This window comes from uncultured Brevundimonas sp. (genome assembly GCF_963975535.1).
Lineage (GTDB): Bacteria > Pseudomonadota > Alphaproteobacteria > Caulobacterales > Caulobacteraceae > Brevundimonas.
Genome location: NZ_CAXBHE010000001.1, coordinates 288,151 through 308,354, shown reverse-complemented (window position 1 = coordinate 308,354; position 20,204 = coordinate 288,151). Strand labels below are relative to the sequence as shown.

The following is a 20,204-nucleotide window of genomic DNA, read 5'->3' as shown; positions in this document are numbered from 1 at the left end:
AATGACGACCGATCCTTGTATCAAAAGTGACTTAGCGGCGTAGGTTGGAGGAACCGGCGGTGCCCCGACCGTCCCACAAATCCAGGACCCTGTATCATGACCACCTTCGCAGACCTCGTCCCGTCGCCCGCCGGCCGTTTCGACGGCATTGAGCGGCCCTATTCCGTCGAGGACGTGCTGAAGCTGCGCGGTTCGGTCACCGTGGCCCAGACCCTGGCCGAGCGCGGGGCCAACCGGCTGTGGGAACTGCTGCACAGCGAGCCCTATATCAATGCGCTGGGCGCGGTGACCGGCAACCAGGCCATGCAGATGGTCCGCGCCGGGCTGAAGGCCATCTATCTGTCGGGCTGGCAGGTCGCCGCCGATGCCAATACCGCCGGGGCCATGTATCCGGACCAGTCGCTGTATCCGGCCAATGCCGCGCCGGAACTGTGCCGCCGCATCAACCGCACCCTGCAACGCGCCGACCAGATCGAACACGGTGAGGGCGGGGCCAAGCGTGACTGGTTCGCGCCGATCGTCGCCGACGCCGAGGCCGGCTTCGGTGGACCGCTGAACAGCTTCGAGATCATGAAGGCCTTCATCGAGGCGGGGGCCGCCGGCGTCCATTTCGAGGACCAGCTGGCCAGCGAGAAGAAGTGCGGCCATCTGGGCGGCAAGGTGCTGATCCCGACCCAGGCGCATGAGCGCAACCTCGTCGCCGCCCGTCTGGCCGCCGACGTCATGGGGGTGCCGACCATCACCGTGGCCCGCACCGACGCCGAGAGCGCCCAGCTGATCACCTCGGACGTCGACGAGCGCGACCGTCCGTTCATCGACCGCGACAACCGCACGCCGGAAGGCTTCTTCCGCCTGAAGGAAGGCACGGGGCTGGAGCACTGCATCGCGCGCGGCCTGTCCTACGCCAACATCGCCGACCTGCTGTGGTGGGAGACGTCGCACCCCGATCTGGACGACGCCAAGAAGTTCGCCGAGGCGATCCAGAAGAAGCACCCGGGCAAGCTGATGGCCTACAACTGCTCGCCGTCGTTCAACTGGAAGGCCAAGCTGGACGAGGCGACGATCGCCAAATTCCAGCGGGAGCTGGGAGCCATGGGCTACAAGTTCCAGTTCGTGACCCTGGCCGGCTTCCACAGCCTGAACAACGGCATGTTCGAGCTGGCCAGCGGCTATCGCGATCGCGGCATGTCGGCCTATTCCGAGCTGCAGCAGCGCGAGTTCGACAATGAGGCCGCCGGCTACACCGCCACCCGCCACCAGCGCGAGGTCGGCACCGGCTATTTCGACCAGGTCGCGACCGTGATCTCCAACGGGCAGTCGTCGACGACCGCCATGAAGGAATCGACCGAGACCGCCCAGTTCATCGCCGCCGAATAGAGAGGAGACCGACCATGGAACCGCTGGAACGCCCCAAGGCCATCATTGATTTCTGCCTCGCTCCGCTGGAGCTCGATCCGCAGTCCGAGGCCGCCCGCGAGGTGCGCCGCCGGCTGGAGCATGTGATCAAGACCTTCCAGACCAAGGCGGCCAAACCGATCGCCGTCGACTTCTCGTCCATGCCGTCACAGGTGATCAACGAGGCGGCCCACGGCTACGAATAGGGGTCGTCGTCGCCGATCGTGATCAGGCGACGGCTGCGCTCGCCGCGGTGGCTTCGGCCGCCGCGGCGGCCGGCAATTCAAACACGACCGACAGCAGCTGGGCGGCATTGAACGGCTTGGCCAGGTGCAGGTCGGCCCCGGCCTCTTCGGCGGCGGCGACGTGTTCGGACAGGGCGTTGGCCGTCAGCATGATGACCGGGGTGCGCTGCAGGCCCATCGTCGCTTCGTGCAGACGAATTTCCCGCGTGGCGGCGAGGCCGTCCATCACCGGCATCTGCATGTCCATCAGCACCAGGTCGTATTCCCCGGCGCGATAGGCTGCCAGCGCCTGGGCCCCGTCCTCGACCATCGTCAGTTCGACCGGGGCCTGGGCCAGGATAAGCTCGACGACCTTGCGGTTGGTCGCATGGTCGTCTGCCACCAGAACCCGCAGGATGCGGCTGTCCGGACCGGCAGCGACGGCGGAGACCTCCTGGCCTGCCACGGTCGGGCAGGCGGCGGGGCGCAGGGGGATGGTCAGGATGAAGGCAGACCCGCCGCCCGGTTCGCTCTCGCAATCCAGATTGCCGTCCATCAGGCCGGCCAGCTGGTGGGAGATGGCGAGGCCCAGGCCGGTGCCCCCGAACCGCCGGGTGATCGCGCCGTCGGCCTGTTCGAACCGCTTGAACAGGCGGTCACGGGTCTCGCTGTCGAAGCCGATTCCCGTGTCCTCGACGGTGAACCGCAGGGTCTCGCCGTCGCCGTTGTCCGGTCCGCGGGCGACGGTCAGGTTGACGAAGCCGGAGGCGGTGAATTTGACGGCGTTGGAGACCAGGTTGGTCAGGATCTGTTTCAGGCGGATGACGTCGCCGGACACCCAGAGTTCCGCGTCGGGGCTGACCTCGACATAGAATTGCAGGCCCTTGTCCCGGGCCGTCGCCGCGTAGAGCTGGGCAGCCTCCCGGACCGCGGCCGCCAGATCGAAGGCGTCATCGGACAGGCTGAGCCGGCCGGATTCGACGCGGGCCAGGTCAAGGATATCGCTGAGCAGGGCCTGCAGGGTCCGGCCTGAGGAATGGATCAGGTCCAGCATTTCCCGCTGGGGCGGGGTCAGGTCCGTCGCGGCCAGGGCCTGGGCGATGCCGATCACGCCATTCAGCGGTGTTCGGATCTCGTGGCTCATATTGGCGAGGAACTGGCTCTTGGCTCCGTTGGCCGCCTGGGCCGCGTCGCGGGCCTCGGCCAGATGTTGCGCGGCCTGCTTCAGATCGGTGATGTCGGTGGTGACCGTGACGATACCGCCCGCCGAGCTCCGGCGGTCAGCGACGCGCAGCCAGCGGTTGCCCGCGATCTGCTGTTCCATGGTGGTCGTCAATTGGCGGCGGGCGGCGAGACGTTCGGCGATGAATTCGTCCTCGCGGCCCTCGGCGTCGGCATAGAGGCCCTCGTCCAGCCCGATCTGGAGGATCTGACGGAAGGTCTGTCCGACCTGAAGCACGGTCGTCAGCTCGGGATTGATCTCGGCGTAGCGGCTGTTCCAGAGCACGAGACGGTCCCCGGCATCGAAGAAGGCCAGTCCGTCGGGCATGGCTTCGATGGCTTCGCGGATGTGCGACAGGGCGCTGGAGCGTGCCGCCCAGCTCACGGCGCTGACGGCACAGGCGACGACGACCACGATCAGGATCATCCCGATCACGATGGCGGACATGGTTGCGGCCGTGACCTGATGCGCCGCCACGAGCCTGCCGGGCTCGCTGACGAAGGTCATGCCGGCCATCGAGATGAAATGAAGGGTCAGGACCAGAAGGGCCGACGCGCCGGTGGCGACGATGAGACGGCGCACGCCGGGTCCGAAGACAAAGCCGGCCGTGCCGACGGCGAGGAGCAGTCCCAGGCCGACGCTGACGCCCACCGCTGTGGGATCGAACGCCAGGTGCCCGGGAAGTATCAGGGCCGCAAACCCGATGAAATGCATGGCGGCCAGCCCGAAAAAGGCCAGGGCACCGGCCCCGATGCGGTGCCATCGACTGTCGCGCCTCAGGATCAGCACCGTCGCGACCGAGGTACAGACGGCGATCGCGCAGAAGGACAGCAGGGTCAGCGGAATGTCGTAGCGGGCGCTGCCGGTCCAGTGCATGCCCTGCATGCTGGCGAAATGGGTGACGAAGACCGCCATGGCCCCGGTAAGGGCACTGAGCATGCCGGTGGCGTGGCGCCGATGGCCGACCTGGGTTCGCGCCGCGCTCAGCAGATGCAGCGCCGTGGCCAGGCCGAGGGCGCAGATCAGCGCCGCCGGCGCGATCCAGCGCCAGTCATGATGGGCGATAAGTTGCTCGAACATGGCCGCCAGAACCGTTCCCCTTTCGCAGACGATCTGCCAGAAAGACGTGAATAAAGGGTGGCTCCGGCGTCCTGGCGGCGAGGATTTATCGTCACAGAATCCATGCAGGGATGGCGTACGACAGCGATTCCGTGCACCCGATCGGCGGACTGCGAGACCGAATGCCCTACGAAGTGTCACCCTCTCCCGTCGCGCCGCCCATCGCCGCCCGGTGGCCGACGGTCCTGGCCAGCGCAGGCCTGCCGATCCTGATCCTGCTGGGCCTGGCCTTTGTGCAGCCGTCCCTGGCCGGCTGGCTGGTCGGCGCGGCGCTGCTGGTCGCGGTCTCGGTGGGCTGGATCAACCGGCCGGGGCGGCAAGGCCCGATCGACGTGGTGGCCGCCGAGGTGGAGCGCGACGGCGGCGGTCCGGTCGAGGGTCGCCTGCTGGACGCCCTGTTCGAGGGTCTCGGCGATCCCGTCCTGGTTGTCGCCGGCGGAGAAGCCGATGACATTGCCGGACGGCGCATCCTGCTGGCGAATGCGGCGGCGCGCGAGCTGTTGCGCATCCAGCGCGAGGGGGCGCTGCTGGTCTCGGTGTTGCGCGACCCGACGGTGCTGGAGGCCGTGGACGAAGCCCTGTTCGGCGGCGTGACCCGGGTCACCGACTATCTCTCGCGGGAGCGGCACTGGCGCGCCCTGATCCGCCCGCTGCCGTCCGGTGAAGACGAACATCTGGCGCTTGTGGTTCTGCATGACGATACGGACGTCCGGCGCATGGAAATGATGCGCGTCGACTTTCTGGCCAACGCCAGTCACGAACTGCGTACGCCCCTGGCCTCGCTGTCGGGCTTCATCGAGACCCTGAAGGGGCACGCCCGCGATGACGAGAAGGCCCGGGACCGGTTTCTGGACATCATGGCCATCCAGGCCGACCGGATGAGCCGGCTGGTCGCCGACCTGCTGTCGCTGAGCCGGATCGAGCTGAACGAGCACATTCCGCCGTCAGGCCTGGTGGACCTGTCCCGGGTCTGCGGCGATGTGGTGGACGCGGTGAGCGTGTTGTCGGGCGACCGGCAGGTCGACGTCCACATCGCCGGGCCCGGCCAGCCGCGGGCCGCGCCGGTCCAGGGCACGCGCGACGAGATCATCCAGGTGGTTCAGAACCTGGTCGACAACGCGATCAAATACTCGCCCGCGGGAGGCCGGGTTGAAATCACCATTCGTCCGGACGTCAGTCTGGACGAGGTGTCGACGCCGTGGTCCGGCGGCAGCCGGGGTGACGGGGCCACGCGCCTTCCGCTGCTGACGCCCGACCGCGTTCCGGGACAGCGCTATGCCTCTGTCAGCGTGCGTGATCATGGCACCGGCCTGGCGCGGGAACATTTGCCCCGACTGACCGAACGCTTCTATCGCGTCGAGGGCCAGAAGAGCGGCGAGAAGGCGGGCACCGGCCTGGGGCTGGCCATCGTCAAACATATCGTCAACCGGCACCGGGGCGGACTGACGGTCGAGAGTGCGCCGGGGAAGGGGGCCCTGTTCACGGCCTATTTCCCGGCCGCCCCCGAAGCCTGACGACGTAACAGAACTGTCACGGAGACGTCGTAATCCGCCAACCAATCACGGGCATTGATCCCCCGGTCTGACCCGGGTCCCGGGCCGGATGTGATTCTTCGCTTCCCCGGATGTCGATGAGCTGGCTGTTTCTGCCCCTGTTGGTCGTGTTGGTGGCCTCGGCTTTTGTCGGCGCGCGGGCGCTTGCGCGTCGTCGCGGGGAGCAGGCCCGGGCCGAGGGCCACCCGCCCCATTCACGGCCCGGGCAGCATGGCCTGTATGCCCTGATCTGGACGGCGGTCCCGGCACTGGTGGTCCTGATCGCAGCCTCCGTCTTCTCGGGCGAGATCGAGCACCGGCTGCTGACCGCCGGGGCACCCGAGAGTGTCTCCCAGCTTGAACCCTTCCGGCGCGACGCGTTCTTCGCGGATGCTCGCCGGGTCGGGGCCGGACAGCCGGCGGCCCAGATCTGGCCGGCCCCCCTGGCCGGGCAACTGCCGCCGGAAGGCCGCCGCGCCGCCAGCATCCATCTGGCCCTGAGTGTCGGCGGCATGGTGGGGGCGCTGCTGGCGAGCCTGCTGGGCGGCCTGTTCGTGTTCAGCCAGATCCGGCCCGGCATGCGGGCGCGCAACCGGGTCGAGGGCTGGATCGTCGGCCTGTTGTTTGCCTGTTCGGCGGTGGCGGTGCTGACGACCATCGGGATTATCGCCTCGCTTCTGTATGATTCCGTTCGCTTTTTCTCAAGCGTGCCGGTGTTCGACTTCCTGTTCGGGACCCAGTGGAGCCCGCAGACCGCCATTCGCGCGGACCAGGTCGGCTCGACCGGGGCCTTCGGGGCCCTGCCGCTGTTCGCCGGCACCTTCCTGATCATGGCCATCGCCATGCTGGTGGCCGCCCCGGTCGGCCTGTTCTCGGCCATCTATCTGTCCGAATATGCGAGCCCGACGGCGCGGGCCCTGATCAAGCCGGCGCTCGAGGTCCTGGCCGGGGTGCCGACGGTGGTCTACGGCTTCTTCGCCGCCCTGACCGTGGGGCCGGCCTTCCGCGCCTTCTTCAACGGCCTCGGGGCCCAGCTGGTCGGCGGGCCACTGGACGGGATCGGTCACTATCTGATGCTGGTGCAGAACCAGATGGCACTGGTCGCCGGCGCGGTCATGGGGATCATGCTGATCCCGTTCGTCTCGTCCCTGTCCGACGACATCATCAATGCCGTGCCGCAGAGCCTGCGCGACGGGTCCTACGCCATGGGGGCGACGCGCTCGGAAACGGTCAAGCGCGTGCTGCTGCCGGCGGCCCTGCCGGGCGTGGCCGGGGCCATGCTGCTGGCCATGTCGCGGGCCATCGGCGAGACCATGATCGTGACCATGGCGGCCGGCCTGGCCGCCAAGCTGACCATCAATCCGCTCGATACGGTCACCACCGTCACGGTGCAGATCGTGACCCTGCTGACCGGCGACCAGGAGTTCAACAGCCCCAAGACCCTGGCCGCGTTCGGCCTGGGCCTGACCCTGTTCCTGGTGACCCTGGCGCTGAACATCGTGGCCCAGCGTATCGTCCAGACCTATCGGCAGCAGTATGACTGAACCGACCCCCCCGATCACCGAGGCCGCGAGTGTGGACCGTCTCCGGGCGGGCCTGAAGCGCCGCCATGCGCGGGAAGGCCGGTTCCGGACCTACGGCCTGCTGGCGATCGCCATTTCCATCGGCTTTCTGCTGCTGCTGCTCGGCCGGATCATCGAACAGGGCCACACGGCCTTCTACGCCCATACGGTGACCGTGCCGGTCTATATGGATCCGGCCCGGATCGACCGGGCCTATCCGGCGGGGACCAATTTCGAACAGCTGGTGGCCGAACAGGCCCTGGCCCGCTTCGGCCTCGAGGACGACGCCGCCGGGACGCGGACGACGGCCATGCGCGGTCTGTTTTCGTCCGAACTCAAATACCGCATCGCCGAGCGGCTGCAGCGCCAGCCGGGTCTGATCGGCGAGACCCTGCCGATCGCCGCCCCGATGTCGGATGACGCCGATCTCTATTTCAAGGGCGAAATTTCCCGCGCCACGCCGGCGCTTCAGCGCCAGCTGAGTGACCAGCAGCTCGACTGGCTCGACCGGATGAATGCCGAAGGCGCCGTCTCGGCCCATTTCAACGCCGCCCTGTTCACCAACGGCGACTCGACCGAGCCGGAGCTGGCCGGGGTCGCGGGGGCCGTGGTCGGCTCGGCCCTGATGCTGCTGGTGACGGCCCTGATCGCCATTCCCCTGGGCGTGGGCGCGGCCGTCTATCTCGAAGAGTTCTCGCCGCGGAACCGGCTGACGGACATGATCGAGGTCAATATCAACAATCTCGCGGCCGTACCGTCGATCGTCTACGGCCTGCTGGGTCTGTCCCTGTTCATCAATTGGATGCACCTGCCACGGTCGTCGCCCCTTGTCGGCGGGCTGGTGCTGGCCCTGATGGCGCTGCCGACCATCATCATCGCCACCCGCTCGTCGCTGAAGGCGGTGCCGCCGTCGATCCGCGAGGCCGCGCTGGCCATGGGCGCGAGCCGGACCCAGACGGTGTTCCAGCATACGCTGCCGCTGGCCATGCCGGGCGTGATGACCGGGTCGATCATCTCCATGGCGCACGCCCTGGGCGAGACCGCGCCGCTGCTGCTGATCGGCATGGTCAGCTTCGTGCCGGGGATTCCGACGGGAATCGATCAACCGACCGGGGCCCTTCCGTCCCTGATCTACATCTGGGAGAATGCTTCGGAGCGGGCATTCCACGAGCGGACCGCCGCCGCCATCCTGGTGCTCCTCGCCTTCATGATCGTCATGAACGCCGCCGCGATCGTACTGCGCCGGCGCTTCGAACGCCGGTGGTAAGCCTATGAAGATCAATCTCCTTCGTGCTGTGGACGGTGCCGAGAGCGGGGGCGACGGTCCCGCTGCGACCGTTGATACGCGGACGGCCGCGTCCCGGGCCATCAGCGTGCCCCAGCCGCGCTCGAACGGGGACGACCCGGTCGGACCGACCAAGATCGCCGCCGGTGACGTGTCGGTCTTCTATGGCGACAAACAGGCCCTGTTCGACGTCAGCCTGGATATTCCGGACAAGACGGTGACGGCCCTGATCGGCCCGTCGGGCTGTGGCAAGTCGACCTTCCTGCGGACGATGAACCGCATGAACGACACGATTCCCGGGGCCCGGGTGACCGGCCGGATTGCGATCGACGGTGAGGACATCAACGCCAGATCCGTCGACCCCGTGCTGCTGCGCGCACGCGTCGGCATGGTGTTCCAGAAGCCGAACCCCTTTCCCAAGACCATCTACGAGAACGTCGCCTACGGCCCGCGTATTCATGGCCTGACCAGCACCAAGGCGGAACTGGACGAGGTGGTCCGGGTCTCCCTGCGGCGCGCCGGGCTGTGGGAAGAGGTCGCCGACCGGCTGCATTCGCCGGGCACCGGCCTGTCGGGCGGCCAGCAGCAGCGGCTGGTGATCGCCCGGGCCATCGCGGTCAATCCGGAAGTGATCCTGATGGACGAGCCCTGTTCGGCGCTGGATCCGATCGCCACGGCCAAGATCGAGGAACTGATCGACGAACTGCGCGAGCGCTACTGCATCGTCATCGTCACCCACTCCATGGCGCAGGCGGCGCGGGTCAGCCAGCGCACGGCCTTCTTCCATATGGGACGGCTGATCGAGACCGGCTCGACCGAGGACATCTTCACCAACCCGCGCGAGCGGCGCACGCTCGACTATATCACCGGCCGCTTCGGCTAGGATCGGCGACTGTCATGAACCAGCACACCGTCAAGGCCTATGGGGACGAGCTGAACCAGCTCACGGCCGAGGTCGCCCGCATGGGGGGGCTGGCCGAGGCCCAGGTGGCGGACGCGGTCGACTCCGTCGCCCGCCGCGACGTGGCCCTGGCCAAGGCCGTGGTCGAGCGTGACGCCCGGCTCGACGCCATGCATCGCGACATCGAGAAGAAGGCCATCCGCCTGATCGCCCTGCGTCAGCCGGTGGCCAGCGACCTGCGCAAGACGCTGTCGGCGATGAAGCTGGCGGTGGATCTGGAGCGCACCGGTGATCTGGGTCGCAATATCGCCAAACGGGCCCTGGTGCTGGCCGAGGGCGAGCCGATGCAGCCGCTGACGCGGTCGATCGAACGGATGGGCAAGCTGGTCTCGACCCGGCTGCGCGACGTGCTGGACGCCTATACGGCCGGCGAGGTCGACCGGGCGCTGGCGGTGTGGAGCACGGACGACGAGGTCGACGAGCACTACAACGCCCTGTTCCGGGAACTGCTGACCTATATGATGGGCGACCCGCGCACGATCGGGGCCTGCACCCACCTGCTGTTCATCGCCAAGAACCTCGAGCGGATCGGCGACCACGCCACCAATATCGCCGAGTCGATCCACTATGAGATCACCGGTGAGGAGATCGTCGGTGACCGGCCGCGCTGGACCCCGACGCCGGACGACGCCGCCGCTCCGATCATCGACCCCGACGCCCAGTAGCCGAACGATCCGAGACCGGAGCGCAGCCCATGCAGCCCTATATCCTGGTGATGGAAGACGAGGACGCCCTGGCGACCCTGCTTCAGTACAATCTGGAAAAGGAGGGCTACCGCGTCGTCATCGCGGCCGACGGTGACGAGGGCATGTTGCAGATCGACGAGACCCTGCCGGACCTGGTGCTGCTGGACTGGATGCTGCCGGGGCTGTCGGGGATCGAGGTCTGCCGCCGCCTCCGCGGCAAGGCCGAGACTCGCAACCTGCCGATCATCATGCTGACGGCGCGTGGCGAGGAGAGCGACCGCATCCGCGGGCTCGACACCGGGGCCGACGATTATCTGACCAAGCCGTTTTCGATGATCGAGCTGATCGCCCGCATCCGCGCCGTGCTGCGCCGCATCCGGCCGGGCCTGGCCGACGACCGCATCAACCACGGCGACATCGTCATCGACCGCGTCGCGCACCGGGTGCGCCGGGCCGGCAACGAGATCCATCTGGGCCCGACCGAGTTCCGCCTGCTGGATCACCTGATGCAGCATCCGGGGCGGGTGTTCAGCCGTGAACAGCTGCTGGACGCGGTCTGGGGTTCGGACGTCTATGTCGAGGCGCGGACGGTGGATGTGCACGTGGGCCGGCTGCGCAAGGCGCTGAACGTCGAGGGCACGGTCAATCCGATCCGCACGGTCCGTTCGGCGGGCTACTCGCTGGATCTGGGGGGGTAGTTCTCGGCTTCCTTCCCGCATTTCGGGGGAAGGAAGAGGCTGTAATGGCCGGCAACGCTTCACAGCGGCGCTCAAGGGGTTAGGGTTCGGTCTCGCCTTTGAGGAGCCCGCCCATGCGCCGCCGTACCTTCCTGTCGACCCTGCCGGCCGGGGCCATTCTGGCCGGGGCCGGTGTCGCCCATGGCGCGACGGTCCAGACTGCCGTCGCGCGGCCCGCCGGTCAGACCGCTCCGCTCACTGACCCCTATGCCGGCATCGGCCCCGGCAACCGCAACAGCGGGGTGCAGTTCGTCGGTCGGTCGACGGTCTGGGGCCAGCACGGGGCGGCGGCGACGGCGCATCCACGCGCGACCCTGATCGGCATCGACACCCTGCGGCGCGGCGGTTCGGCCATCGATGCGGCCATCGCCATCAATGCGGCGCTGGGCTTCCTCGAGCCGACGGCCAACGGTATCGGCGGCGACGCCTTCTGCCTGATGTGGGACCCGGGCCAGCGCAAGGTCGTCGGCTTCAACGGCTCGGGCGACAGCCCGCGCGGCCTGTCGCTGGCCACGGCCCGGTCAAAGGCCGGGGCGGACGGCTATCTGCCCAAATACGGGGCGGTGACGGTCAATGTGCCCGGCACGGTCGACGCCTGGTGGAGCGCGCACCAGCGCTACGGCAAGCTGCCGTGGAAGGACGTGCTGCTGCCCGTCGCCGAGCTGTGCGAGGAGGGGGTGCCCATGCCCCAGCTGATCGCCTGGTATCTGCAGCGCAACATGGCCGGGTTCGACGGCTCGAGCGCGATCATCGAGGAGAATGACAACCGCCGGAAGGTCTTCGCCCCCGGCGGCCGGACCCCCGCCGTCGGCGAGGTGTTTGCCAATCCGGATCTGGGCCGCACCTATCGGCTGATCGCCGAGGGCGGGCGCGACGCCTTCTATGAGGGCGAGATCGCCGACCATATCGAACGCTATTTCCGCCGTATCGGCGGCTGGCTGACCAGGGCCGATCTGGCCGCCCATCATACCGAATGGGTCGAGCCGATCCGCACGGACTATCGCGGCGTCAACGTCTATGGCCTGGGCCCCAATACCCAGGGCCTGTCGACCAACCAGATCCTCAATGTCTGCGAACGGTTCGACCTGAAGGGGATGGGGTTCCAGTCGGCCGCCTCGATCCACCACCAGGCCGAGGCCAAGCGGCTGGCGTTCGAGGACCGGGCGCGGTGGTTCGCCGATCCGCGCTTCAGCGCGACGCCGGTCGAACGACTGAACTCCAAGGCCTATGCCGCCCAACGCGCCGCCCTGATCCGGCCGGACCGGGTCATGGACCGGGTCTTCCCCGGCGACGCCCCGACCCAGGGCGACACCACCTATTTCAGCGTCGCCGACAGCGACGGGATGATGGTCAGCTGGATCCAGTCCAACTATCGCGGCATGGGCTCGGGCCTGGTGCCCGACGGCCCGGACGGCGCGACCCTCGGCTTCATGTTCCAGGACCGCGGCGAGCTGTTCAACCTGACCGACGGTCACCCCAACGTCTATGCGCCGGGCAAGCGGCCGTTCCACACCATCATCCCGGGCTTCGCCTGCAGGGGCGGCGAGCCGTGGATGGCCTATGGCGTGATGGGTGGCGGTATGCAGCCGCAGGGGCAGGCCCAGATCATCATCAACATGGTCGACTATGGCCTCGACCCGCAGGAGGCCGGCGACAGCCCGCGCTGGCAGCACGAGGGCTCGTCCGAACCGACCGGTCACCCGGCGGAGGGCGTTGGGGTGCTGCATCTGGAGACCGGCGTCCCGGCGGCGACGAAGGCGCAGCTGCAGGCCATGGGCTGGGTGCTCGGCGGTCCGAACGGCGGTTTCGGCGGCTACCAGAATGTGGTGCGGCAGGTGAATGAAAGCGGGCCGTGGACCTATGGCGCGGCGACGGAGATGCGCAAGGACGGGATCGCGCTGGCCTATTGAGGGCGGGCCCGCTTCAGGAGTCTTACCGTTTGTGGTAAGACTTTCGCATGCGCATCACCTCGAAGGGCCAGGTCACCATACCCATCGACATCCGCGAACGGGCCGGACTGCTGCCGCATACCGAGGTGGAATGGGCGATCGAGGATGGCAAGGTCGTGCTCAGGCCGGCCGACGGACTGACCCGGGGCGAGCGGGTCGTGGCGCGGCTTAGCGGAGCGGCGACGGACAGGTCGATGACGGCCGATGAGATCATGGAAATGACCCGCGGCCCCTACGATGATCTGGAAAACGGGACCGCTGCCGCGCTGCACGAGGCACCGAAGCGATTTGATCGATGATCCCGGTTCTGGTCGACAGCAATGTCATTCTGGACATCGCCATTGCGGACAGTCCCTGGCGCGCGTGGTCAGCATCGGCGTTGAGCCAGAGCGCCGAGAACCGATCGCTCATCATCAACCCGATCATCTACGCCGAGGTATCGGTTGGCTTTCTTGAGATCGCGGACGTTGATACCCTGGTGGACGAAGCCGGGCTGACCCGCGAAGACCTGCCGTGGGGTGCGGCGTTTCTGGCCGGAAAGGCGTTCAAGCGTTACCGGCGCGGGGGTGGCGAGCGCCGGTCACCCCTCCCGGACTTCTTCATCGGGGCCCATGCGGCGGTACGGCGTTACACTCTGCTGACCCGCGACGCGCGGCGCTACCGCACCTATTTTCCGGGCGTCGACCTGATCTGCCCGGACAGCGCCTGAACCCTTAGGTCGCCGCGACTTCTTCCGGCTCCAGTTCATACACCGTCGAGCAGTATTCGCAGGTGACCCGGATCTTGCCGTCGTCCTCGACCATGTCGGCCAGTTCGACCGGGTCGAACGAGGCCAGGACCGCGCCGATGCGGTCCTTCGAACAGCGGCAGACGGCCTTCAGGGGGCGGGCGTCCTCGAGCCGGACGCCGTCCTCGTGGAACAGGCGGAACAACAGGGTCTCGGGGGTGATGGTCGGGTCCAGCATTTCATCGTCGGCCAGGGTCTGGAACAGGGCGCGTGAGCGGTCCCAGACCTCCTCGGTCGAACCGCGGGCGTCGTCGGCGGCGATGATCTGGATCATGGCCCCGCCGGCGCGCCAGTGGGTACCGGTGGCGTCGGTGATCGCACCGACCGCGAGCTTGACCCGGGTCGGGACCTGTTCGGACTGCTGGAAATAATGTTCGGCGCACAGGGACAGGCTCTCGCCCTCGATCGGGGTGATGCCCTGGGTGCGTTCGAAGTCCGGACCGCGGTCCAGCGTCATGATGAAGAGCCCCTTGCCCAGCAGGGTCTGGGCCCCCGGGCGGGCAAAGCCGGTCGAGGCCGCCGCGACCGCGTCCGGGTCAAAGCGGCAGAAGCCGCGCATGGTGCCGGCGGTGTCATAGTCGGCGACGACGTAACGAACGGGCCCGTCGCCCTGGGCCTGGACGATCAGCCGGCCCTCGATCTTCAGGCTGGACCCGACCAGGGCGGCCAGGGCGCAGGCTTCGCCCAGCAGGGCCGCGACGGGCTCGGGATAGGTGTGGGTGGACAGGATGGTGTCGACCGTCTCGCCGAGGCGAACCAGCCGTCCGCGCACCGGCCAGCCCTCGATCTGGAAGGCCGCGGCGATATCGTCGACAGGGGCGGTTGCGGGCGCGTGATCGGTCACGGAGGGTCCTTGCAGGCGGCGTGTGGGAGCGATGCAAGATAGGCACCCGTCTCGCCGATGGTAAGGGGGCCGTGGTAGGGTGGTGCCGCACCCCCTGGCGGAACCTCTGTTCGTTCGGTTCGCTCCTGTGTCATGTGGTGCCACGGCCCCGCCTATCTGCCGTATGCGGACGGACTCCCCGAGCCCGCAGGACACGGCCCCGACGAAGAGGTTCACGATCCCATGGTTCAACAATTCAATGCTCTGGCCGAAATCCGCAAACATCCCGGTATTGCCGGCGCGGTTGTGGCCGTTCTGGCGGGCGTCGGGCTCGCCACCCTGTTGCTGAACCAGCGCTCGGGATCGACCCGGTTCGAGCATCTGCGCGATCGCATCAATCCGCGCGGCTGGGTCGACACCGCCGCCCTGCGCGACCAGTTCGGCGATCTGGCACGCAGCGTGCGGCAGGGCCTCGACGAGGCCGGTGAACGGGCCGGTGATCTGGGAGAGGACACCCGGGACAAGGCCGGCCGCTGGTACCGCGACGCCCGGCGCAGCTCCCGCAAGTCCCTCAAGCGCCACGGCAAGACGGCGCGTCGCTATGCCGACCGGGCCGGCGGCTATGCCCGCAGCCATGCCCGGGAGGGTGGGGCCATTCTGGCGATCATAACGATTGCGGCCGCGGTCGGGGCCGCGGCCCTGGAAGCCCGACGCGAGAACGCGCCGACCCGCAGCAAGTCCGGCTACTGACGGCACAGGCATTGCTGCAAGTGCGAAGGTGGGTCAGGCTGGTTTGATGACCCACCGCCCGACCTTCGTGTTTGATTTCGATTCGACGCTCGTCGCGTTCGAATCCCTCGATGTGCTGGCCGACCTGGCGCTGGCCGGTTCCGCCGATCGCGAGCGGATCGGCGCGGAGATCGCCGCCCTGACCGATCGGGCCATGACCGGGGACATCGCCTTCGGTGAGGCGCTGCGGCAGCGACTGGCCCTGCTGCCGTTGACCCGGGAGCATGTCACCGCCCTGGCGGCGCGCGCCGCAGAGTCGCTGACTCCGTCGATCGGGCGGAATCCCGGATTTTTCCGCAGCCATGCGGGCCGGATCGTCATCGTCTCCGGCGGCTTCCGCGAGATCATCGCCCCGGTGGCCGAGGCCCTGGGGGTGCCGGCAGACCGGGTGCTGGCCAATGATCTGGTCTATGACGCCGCGGGACGGGTCACCGGCGTCGATCTGGCCAACCCGCTGGCCGGAGCCGGCGGCAAGGTCGAGGCCCTGAACGGTCTGGACCTGGGCGGACCGGTGGTGATGGTCGGCGACGGCTGGACCGATGCCGAGGTGCGGCTGGGCGGGGTCGCCGATCGCTTCTACGCCTTCACCGAAGTGGTGCGGCGCGCGACGGTCGTGGCCGCCGCCGACGGCGAGGCCGCGTCGCTGGACGAGGTCCTGCACGCCGAGGGCATCGCCGGTCGCTGGTCCTATCCGCGCAACCGCATCCGCATGCTGCTGCTGGAAAACATCCATCCGGCGGCGGTCGAACGTCTGGAAGAGGCGGGCTATTCGGTCGAGAGTCTGAAGGGGGCGCTGGACGAGGACGCGCTGATCGCCCGGCTGAAGGGGGTCCATGTCCTGGGCGTGCGCTCCAAGACCCAGGTCAGTGCCCGGGTGCTGGAGGCGGCGGACCGGCTGATGGCGGTTGCCGCCTTCTGTATCGGCACCAACCAGATCGATCTGGACGCCGCCGCCGACCGGGGCGTGGCCGTATTCAACGCCCCCTATTCCAACACGCGTTCGGTGGTGGAACTGGCCGTCGGTCTGATGATCGTGCTGATGCGTGACGTGGCCGACAAGAACGCCGCCATGCACCGCGGCGAATGGAACAAGTCGGCGACCGGATCGCGCGAGCTGCGCGGCAAGACCCTGGGCATCGTCGGCTACGGGGCGATCGGGTCGCAGCTGTCGGTGCTGGCCGAGGGGCTGGGCATGCGGGTGGTGTTCCACGACCTGTCGGAGCGTATGGCCCTGGGCAATGCCCGGCGGATGCGGTCGCTGGACGCCCTGCTGGCCGAGAGCGACGTGGTCAGCCTGCATGTCGACGGCCGGACCGAAAACAGCGCCCTGATCGGGGCGGCCGAACTGGGGCGGATGAAGCCCGGGGCCCTGTTGCTGAACCTGTCGCGGGGTCATGTGCTGGATGTCGGGGCCCTGGCCCAGGCGCTGGGCTCGGGCCGGATCGGCGGGGCGGCGGTCGATGTCTTTCCCGAAGAGCCGGCGACGAATGCCGAGCCGTTCGACAGTCCGCTCAGAGGGTTGGCGAATGTGATCCTGACGCCACATGTGGGGGGATCGACCGAGGAGGCCCAGGAGGCGATCGCCGAATTCGCGGCCGACCGGCTGCTGGGATACCTCAACCGCGGCGACACCACCTTCTGCGTCAACCTGCCGAACGTGCAGCTGTCGGAGGTGACCGGGGCGCACCGGATTCTCCATATACACCGGAACCAGCCGGGGGTTCTGGCCGACCTGAACCGGGCGCTGGCGGGCGCGGGCCTCAACATCCTCGGGCAGCATCTCAAGACCGATGAGCGGACCGGCTATGTGATCACCGACGTCGACCGGGACTATGAACCCCGCGCCCTCGAAGCGGTGAAAGAGGTCGTGGGAACCCTCAAGTTCCGCATGTTGCACTAGGAAGCTTACCCAACGGCATCTTGCACTGTGCGCAAAGCCGCGCAGAGTGCGACTCTACGACCGCGTACCGACGGTTGAGGGAGGTTTTTCGATGTCTCGTTTCCTGAGTAGCGCTGCGCTCGCAGCCCTTACGGCCGCGGCCGCCTGCGCCGTGGCCGGAGCCGCCAGCGCCCAGAGCTATGGCCGACTGGTCGTGTTCGGCGACAGCCTGAGCGATAACGGCAACCTGTATGCCGCAACCGCCGGCGCGTCACCGACCTCGCCGCCCTACTTCCAGGGCCGGTTCTCGAACGGCCCCGTGTTTACCGAACTGCTGGGCTTCACCGTCGGCCGATCCGCCCTGGGAGCCCCGGTAACCGGCAGCACCAACTATGCCTACGGCGGGGCCCGTTCGGACAGTTCCGCCTTCCCCCCGGGCATGCGTAACCAGCTGCTGGCCTATACGGGGGCCGGCGGCACCTTCGGATCGCGGGATCTGGTCAGCATCCTGGGCGGGGCCAACAACCTGCTGCAGGGGGTTCCCGTCGCGGCCGGTGCGGTCAATCCGACGGGCGTGCTGGGCGCGATGGCGGTCAGTTCGGCGGCCGACATCACCTTCATCACCAATAGCGTCGCCAGCCGCGGCGCGGGCACCATCCTGGTCTCCAACCTGCCCCAGCTGAGTCTGACGCCGCAGTTCAACCAGGGGGCCGGCCTGCCGGCCGCACCATTGGCGGACTATGGCGCGTCGACCTTCAACGGCGCGCTGCTGACCGGCCTGATGACCACGGCGGCGGCCAATCCGAACACCAACATCATCATGATGGACCTGTTCAAGGTGGGCGCGGTGATCTCCGCCAACCCGGGTGCCTTCGGCCTGACCAATGTGCGCGACACCTGCTTCAACGGGCTGACCGTCTGCGCCACGCCGGGAACCTATTTCTATTGGGATACGGTCCATCCGACGGCGGCCGGGCATCGCCTGCTGGCGGCGCTGTCGAACGACTATCTGTACTATGGCGATATCGGTGCCCAATCGACGGTGCAGGGCGAGACCGCCTTCCGCCAGCGGGAGGACATGCTCGACCTGTCCAGCGAGGCCGTGTCCGGCCATGCGGCCTGGGAGCCCGGGACCCGGCTGATCGTCGGGGCCCTGACCGACAGCGTCACCACCGACGCGCGCGGTTCGGTGGCCGAGACCGAGGCTGACGGCTGGGGTGCCCGGGTGGGTATCGACCATGTGTCCAGCCCCAACTGGCGCGTCGGTCTGGCGGGCTCGTACCGGTCCACCGATGTCGCAGCGGGCAAGATGTCGTTCGAACAGCTGAGCTACGGATTCGACGTCTATGCCGGCTGGCGCGAGGGCAACATGTTTGCCAATGCCACGGCGGGTGCGGCCATCGAGAAATACGATGATATCGAGCGGATCACCTCCCTGGCCCCGATCGTCCATACCGGCCAGGCCGACGGCGGCAGCCTGGGCGCGCGCGTCCAGACCGGCGTCTGGTACGACATGGGCGGTATCGCCATTTCCCCGCGCGTGGCCGTGACCTGGGTCAAGACCACGGTCAACGCCTATAACGAGACCGGGGCCGCGGCCGAATACGCCTACCAGAAGCGGGAACTGCAGGGCGTCAGCGGCGAGGTGTCGCTCCGGGCCGAAGGCGGCGGTGAGGGCATGTCCTTCTACGCCGAGGGCGGCTACCGCGACGGCCTGTCGGACAGCTTCGACCCGGTCCGGGTCGGGATCGCCGGCAATTCGGCGCGGATTCTGGAGCGTCAGTTCGAGGATCCGTTCGGTGGCTCCTTCCTGGCCTCGGCCGGGCTGGAAACCCATATGGGACCGGTCCGGATCTCGGCCGGATATCGTGGACGCTTCGGCGACAAGGCCGAAAGCCACAGCGGGGCGCTGACCTTCAGCCTGCCGCTCTAAAACCGCCAGAGTCACACGGCCGGGGGGCGCGTCACCGCGAGGTGGCGCGCCCCTTCGTTTGTTCCGCCCTGCGACGACCTGACGCTGGTCGTGCCCAAAAGTCGCCCCATGGAGTCTTAGAAGGGCGGGTCTTACCGGCGTCGTTCGCCCCGGTGCGCCCGAGGCGGACCCGACGACGTCCCACCCCGCTCCCTGAGCCGAAGCCGGAGACGACGCCTCCATGCGAAGCCTGTTGCCGACCGCACGGTCGATCCTGATCCACACCGGCCAGACCGCCATTCTGGCCGGCATGGCCGTACTGGCCATGGCCGCCGCGCCGATGGGCGCGCCCGCGGGCGAGGCCGCCACCATGACCGAAACCCCCGCGCTTGCGCCCATCCAGGCCGTGGCCGAGCCGGCGGGACCGGTGACGCGCCAGATGGCGTTCATCGCCCCGGTGCGCGGCTATGGCGTCAATTCGCCGTTCGGCCTGCGCAAGCTGGCCGGGGAGGCCCGGGCCCGGGCCCACAAGGGCGTCGACATCGCCGCGCCCAAGGGCACCGGTGTTCTGGTCACGGCCGAGGGGCGGGTGCTGCGCACCGGCTATGACGCCGGCGGTTTCGGCAATTTCGTCGAGGTCAGCCACCCGAACGGCATGACCAGCCTGTACGGCCATCTGAGCCGGATCGATGTCGCCTCGGGCATGGCGGTCGAGTCGGGCCAGCGTATCGGCCTGGTCGGCTCGACCGGCTATTCGACCGGCCCGCACCTGCATTTCCAGATCGAGCGCAACGGCCGGACGGTCGATCCGGCCCGGGTCGTCGGGCGCGCATTCGCCGTGGTGGTCAAGGCCAGCCAGGCCTGACCGAGACCGGTATCGTCCCCGGTGCCCCTAGCCCGCCGCGGCGGGACGCGGCCGGGCCGTCCGGATACCCAGCCAGCCGCCGGCACCGATCAGGACCAGGGCGGCGATCATCAGCCACGCCGGGTGGGGCAGCATCACGAAGTTGGCTACGGTCGCGGCCATCATCACCGCCATGACCACCCAGCCGGACCAGACCCGGACGGTGATGCGCGTGGCGGTGAACGCCCCCAGGGCGGTGGCGACGAAATAGATGACGACCAGGCCCCATTTGGCGGCCAGCGGGGCCGAGGCCATCAGGGCTTCCATCGCCGCAGCGTCGGCCGGGTCCGGCATCGGCAGCGGCACCAGGACGTGCAGGACGAATTCACCGGCCATCACTGCCAGAATGGCGACGGCCACGCCGGCGAGCACACCCAGAATATTGCGGACCATCAACTTCGCTTTCGTTCGTTTTCACAGTCAACCCAAGGTTCCACG

18 protein-coding genes and 1 pseudogene are annotated in these 20,204 nt (G+C 68.2%); 16 read left to right on the top strand and 3 right to left on the bottom strand.

What is annotated here, in order from left to right; genetic code table 11:
- Nucleotides 1-96: 96 nt before the first annotated feature.
- Together aceA and AACZ75_RS01455 are read left to right on the top strand one after the other, a co-directional pair.
- Entirely contained in the window at nucleotides 97-1,377 is a 1,281-nt protein-coding gene (gene aceA / locus AACZ75_RS01460) for an isocitrate lyase (protein WP_339870781.1), read from the top strand.
- Nucleotides 1,378-1,391: 14 nt separating this feature from the next.
- Nucleotides 1,392-1,601, top strand: coding sequence for a hypothetical protein (locus AACZ75_RS01455; RefSeq protein WP_339870780.1), 210 nt, complete (start codon nucleotides 1,392-1,394; stop codon nucleotides 1,599-1,601).
- Nucleotides 1,602-1,623: 22 nt separating this feature from the next.
- Here AACZ75_RS01455 and AACZ75_RS01450 read toward each other — a convergent pair whose 3' ends face one another.
- Nucleotides 1,624-3,921, bottom strand: coding sequence for an ATP-binding protein (locus tag AACZ75_RS01450; RefSeq protein ID WP_339870779.1), 2,298 nt, complete (start codon nucleotides 3,919-3,921; stop codon nucleotides 1,624-1,626).
- A gap of 161 nt (nucleotides 3,922-4,082) precedes the next feature.
- Here AACZ75_RS01450 and AACZ75_RS01445 point away from each other — a divergent pair, with 161 nt between their 5' ends.
- The 9 genes from AACZ75_RS01445 (at nucleotide 4,083) to AACZ75_RS01405 (ending at nucleotide 13,381) form a co-directional block, all read left to right on the top strand.
- A complete protein-coding gene (locus AACZ75_RS01445) occupies nucleotides 4,083-5,474 on the top strand; it encodes an ATP-binding protein (protein ID WP_339870778.1) in 1,392 nt (463 codons plus the stop codon).
- Between the two features lie 116 nt (nucleotides 5,475-5,590).
- Nucleotides 5,591-7,036, top strand: a complete 1,446-nt coding sequence (pstC, locus tag AACZ75_RS01440; protein WP_339870777.1) for a phosphate ABC transporter permease subunit PstC — start codon at nucleotides 5,591-5,593, stop codon at nucleotides 7,034-7,036.
- Entirely contained in the window at nucleotides 7,029-8,321 is a 1,293-nt protein-coding gene (pstA, locus tag AACZ75_RS01435) for a phosphate ABC transporter permease PstA (RefSeq protein ID WP_339870776.1), read from the top strand. The genes pstC and pstA overlap by 8 nt, the downstream gene beginning before the upstream one ends.
- 4 nt (nucleotides 8,322-8,325) lie before the next feature.
- Complete coding sequence (pstB, locus tag AACZ75_RS01430) at nucleotides 8,326-9,222, top strand: phosphate ABC transporter ATP-binding protein PstB (protein WP_339870775.1); 897 nt, start codon at nucleotides 8,326-8,328, stop codon at nucleotides 9,220-9,222.
- A 14-nt stretch (nucleotides 9,223-9,236) separates the two neighbouring features.
- Nucleotides 9,237-9,965 carry a phosphate signaling complex protein PhoU gene (gene phoU / locus AACZ75_RS01425; protein WP_339870774.1) on the top strand — a complete coding sequence of 243 codons (729 nt, stop codon included), beginning with the start codon at nucleotides 9,237-9,239 and terminating at the stop codon, nucleotides 9,963-9,965.
- Between the two features lie 29 nt (nucleotides 9,966-9,994).
- Nucleotides 9,995-10,684: a phosphate regulon transcriptional regulator PhoB gene (gene phoB, locus AACZ75_RS01420; RefSeq protein ID WP_339870773.1), complete on the top strand. Its 690-nt coding sequence runs from the start codon at nucleotides 9,995-9,997 to the stop codon at nucleotides 10,682-10,684.
- Between the two features lie 113 nt (nucleotides 10,685-10,797).
- Complete coding sequence (locus AACZ75_RS01415; RefSeq protein WP_339870772.1) at nucleotides 10,798-12,633, top strand: gamma-glutamyltransferase family protein; 1,836 nt, start codon at nucleotides 10,798-10,800, stop codon at nucleotides 12,631-12,633.
- A gap of 47 nt (nucleotides 12,634-12,680) precedes the next feature.
- The gene (locus AACZ75_RS01410; protein ID WP_339870771.1) at nucleotides 12,681-12,971 is read left to right on the top strand and encodes an AbrB/MazE/SpoVT family DNA-binding domain-containing protein; all 291 of its coding nucleotides are present in this window, start codon (nucleotides 12,681-12,683) and stop codon (nucleotides 12,969-12,971) included.
- The gene (locus AACZ75_RS01405; RefSeq protein ID WP_339870770.1) at nucleotides 12,968-13,381 is read left to right on the top strand and encodes a type II toxin-antitoxin system VapC family toxin; all 414 of its coding nucleotides are present in this window, start codon (nucleotides 12,968-12,970) and stop codon (nucleotides 13,379-13,381) included. The genes AACZ75_RS01410 and AACZ75_RS01405 overlap by 4 nt, the downstream gene beginning before the upstream one ends.
- 4 nt (nucleotides 13,382-13,385) lie before the next feature.
- Here AACZ75_RS01405 and AACZ75_RS01400 read toward each other — a convergent pair whose 3' ends face one another.
- A complete protein-coding gene (locus AACZ75_RS01400) occupies nucleotides 13,386-14,303 on the bottom strand; it encodes an Hsp33 family molecular chaperone (protein WP_339870769.1) in 918 nt (305 codons plus the stop codon).
- Nucleotides 14,304-14,525: 222 nt separating this feature from the next.
- On the opposite strand from AACZ75_RS01400, the gene AACZ75_RS01395 reads away from it, so the two are divergent.
- The 5 genes and pseudogenes from AACZ75_RS01395 (at nucleotide 14,526) to AACZ75_RS01375 (ending at nucleotide 19,727) form a co-directional block, all read left to right on the top strand.
- A complete protein-coding gene (locus AACZ75_RS01395; protein ID WP_339870768.1) occupies nucleotides 14,526-15,032 on the top strand; it encodes a hypothetical protein in 507 nt (168 codons plus the stop codon).
- Between the two features lie 46 nt (nucleotides 15,033-15,078).
- Nucleotides 15,079-15,606, top strand: a pseudogene (locus AACZ75_RS01390) (HAD-IB family phosphatase); the annotation flags it as partial.
- Nucleotides 15,607-15,741: 135 nt separating this feature from the next.
- Entirely contained in the window at nucleotides 15,742-16,971 is a 1,230-nt protein-coding gene (serA, locus tag AACZ75_RS01385; protein ID WP_339870987.1) for a phosphoglycerate dehydrogenase, read from the top strand.
- A gap of 91 nt (nucleotides 16,972-17,062) precedes the next feature.
- Nucleotides 17,063-18,883 (top strand): autotransporter domain-containing protein, encoded by a 1,821-nt coding sequence (locus AACZ75_RS01380; protein ID WP_339870767.1) that lies wholly within the window; start codon nucleotides 17,063-17,065, stop codon nucleotides 18,881-18,883.
- A gap of 220 nt (nucleotides 18,884-19,103) precedes the next feature.
- Entirely contained in the window at nucleotides 19,104-19,727 is a 624-nt protein-coding gene (locus tag AACZ75_RS01375) for a M23 family metallopeptidase (RefSeq protein ID WP_339870766.1), read from the top strand.
- Nucleotides 19,728-19,754: 27 nt separating this feature from the next.
- Here AACZ75_RS01375 and AACZ75_RS01370 read toward each other — a convergent pair whose 3' ends face one another.
- Nucleotides 19,755-20,159, bottom strand: a complete 405-nt coding sequence (locus tag AACZ75_RS01370; protein ID WP_339870765.1) for a hypothetical protein — start codon at nucleotides 20,157-20,159, stop codon at nucleotides 19,755-19,757.
- Between the last annotated feature and the right edge of the window lie 45 nt (nucleotides 20,160-20,204).

What these genes read in the sequence shown, in the direction of transcription:
- pstB (WP_339870775.1), top strand. Translation starts at nt 8,326, where the DNA reads ATGAAGATCAATCTCCTTCGTGCTGTGGACGGTGCCGAGAGCGGGGGC.
- AACZ75_RS01405 (WP_339870770.1), top strand. Translation starts at nt 12,968, where the DNA reads ATGATCCCGGTTCTGGTCGACAGCAATGTCATTCTGGACATCGCCATT.
- AACZ75_RS01375 (WP_339870766.1), top strand. Translation starts at nt 19,104, where the DNA reads ATGCGAAGCCTGTTGCCGACCGCACGGTCGATCCTGATCCACACCGGC.
- AACZ75_RS01395 (WP_339870768.1), top strand. Translation starts at nt 14,526, where the DNA reads ATGGTTCAACAATTCAATGCTCTGGCCGAAATCCGCAAACATCCCGGT.
- aceA (WP_339870781.1), top strand. Translation starts at nt 97, where the DNA reads ATGACCACCTTCGCAGACCTCGTCCCGTCGCCCGCCGGCCGTTTCGAC.
- AACZ75_RS01410 (WP_339870771.1), top strand. Translation starts at nt 12,681, where the DNA reads ATGCGCATCACCTCGAAGGGCCAGGTCACCATACCCATCGACATCCGC.
- phoB (WP_339870773.1), top strand. Translation starts at nt 9,995, where the DNA reads ATGCAGCCCTATATCCTGGTGATGGAAGACGAGGACGCCCTGGCGACC.
- AACZ75_RS01450 (WP_339870779.1), bottom strand. Translation starts at nt 3,921, where the DNA reads ATGTTCGAGCAACTTATCGCCCATCATGACTGGCGCTGGATCGCGCCG.
- pstC (WP_339870777.1), top strand. Translation starts at nt 5,591, where the DNA reads ATGAGCTGGCTGTTTCTGCCCCTGTTGGTCGTGTTGGTGGCCTCGGCT.
- phoU (WP_339870774.1), top strand. Translation starts at nt 9,237, where the DNA reads ATGAACCAGCACACCGTCAAGGCCTATGGGGACGAGCTGAACCAGCTC.
- AACZ75_RS01380 (WP_339870767.1), top strand. Translation starts at nt 17,063, where the DNA reads ATGTCTCGTTTCCTGAGTAGCGCTGCGCTCGCAGCCCTTACGGCCGCG.
- AACZ75_RS01415 (WP_339870772.1), top strand. Translation starts at nt 10,798, where the DNA reads ATGCGCCGCCGTACCTTCCTGTCGACCCTGCCGGCCGGGGCCATTCTG.
- pstA (WP_339870776.1), top strand. Translation starts at nt 7,029, where the DNA reads ATGACTGAACCGACCCCCCCGATCACCGAGGCCGCGAGTGTGGACCGT.
- AACZ75_RS01455 (WP_339870780.1), top strand. Translation starts at nt 1,392, where the DNA reads ATGGAACCGCTGGAACGCCCCAAGGCCATCATTGATTTCTGCCTCGCT.
- AACZ75_RS01445 (WP_339870778.1), top strand. Translation starts at nt 4,083, where the DNA reads ATGCCCTACGAAGTGTCACCCTCTCCCGTCGCGCCGCCCATCGCCGCC.
- AACZ75_RS01370 (WP_339870765.1), bottom strand. Translation starts at nt 20,159, where the DNA reads ATGGTCCGCAATATTCTGGGTGTGCTCGCCGGCGTGGCCGTCGCCATT.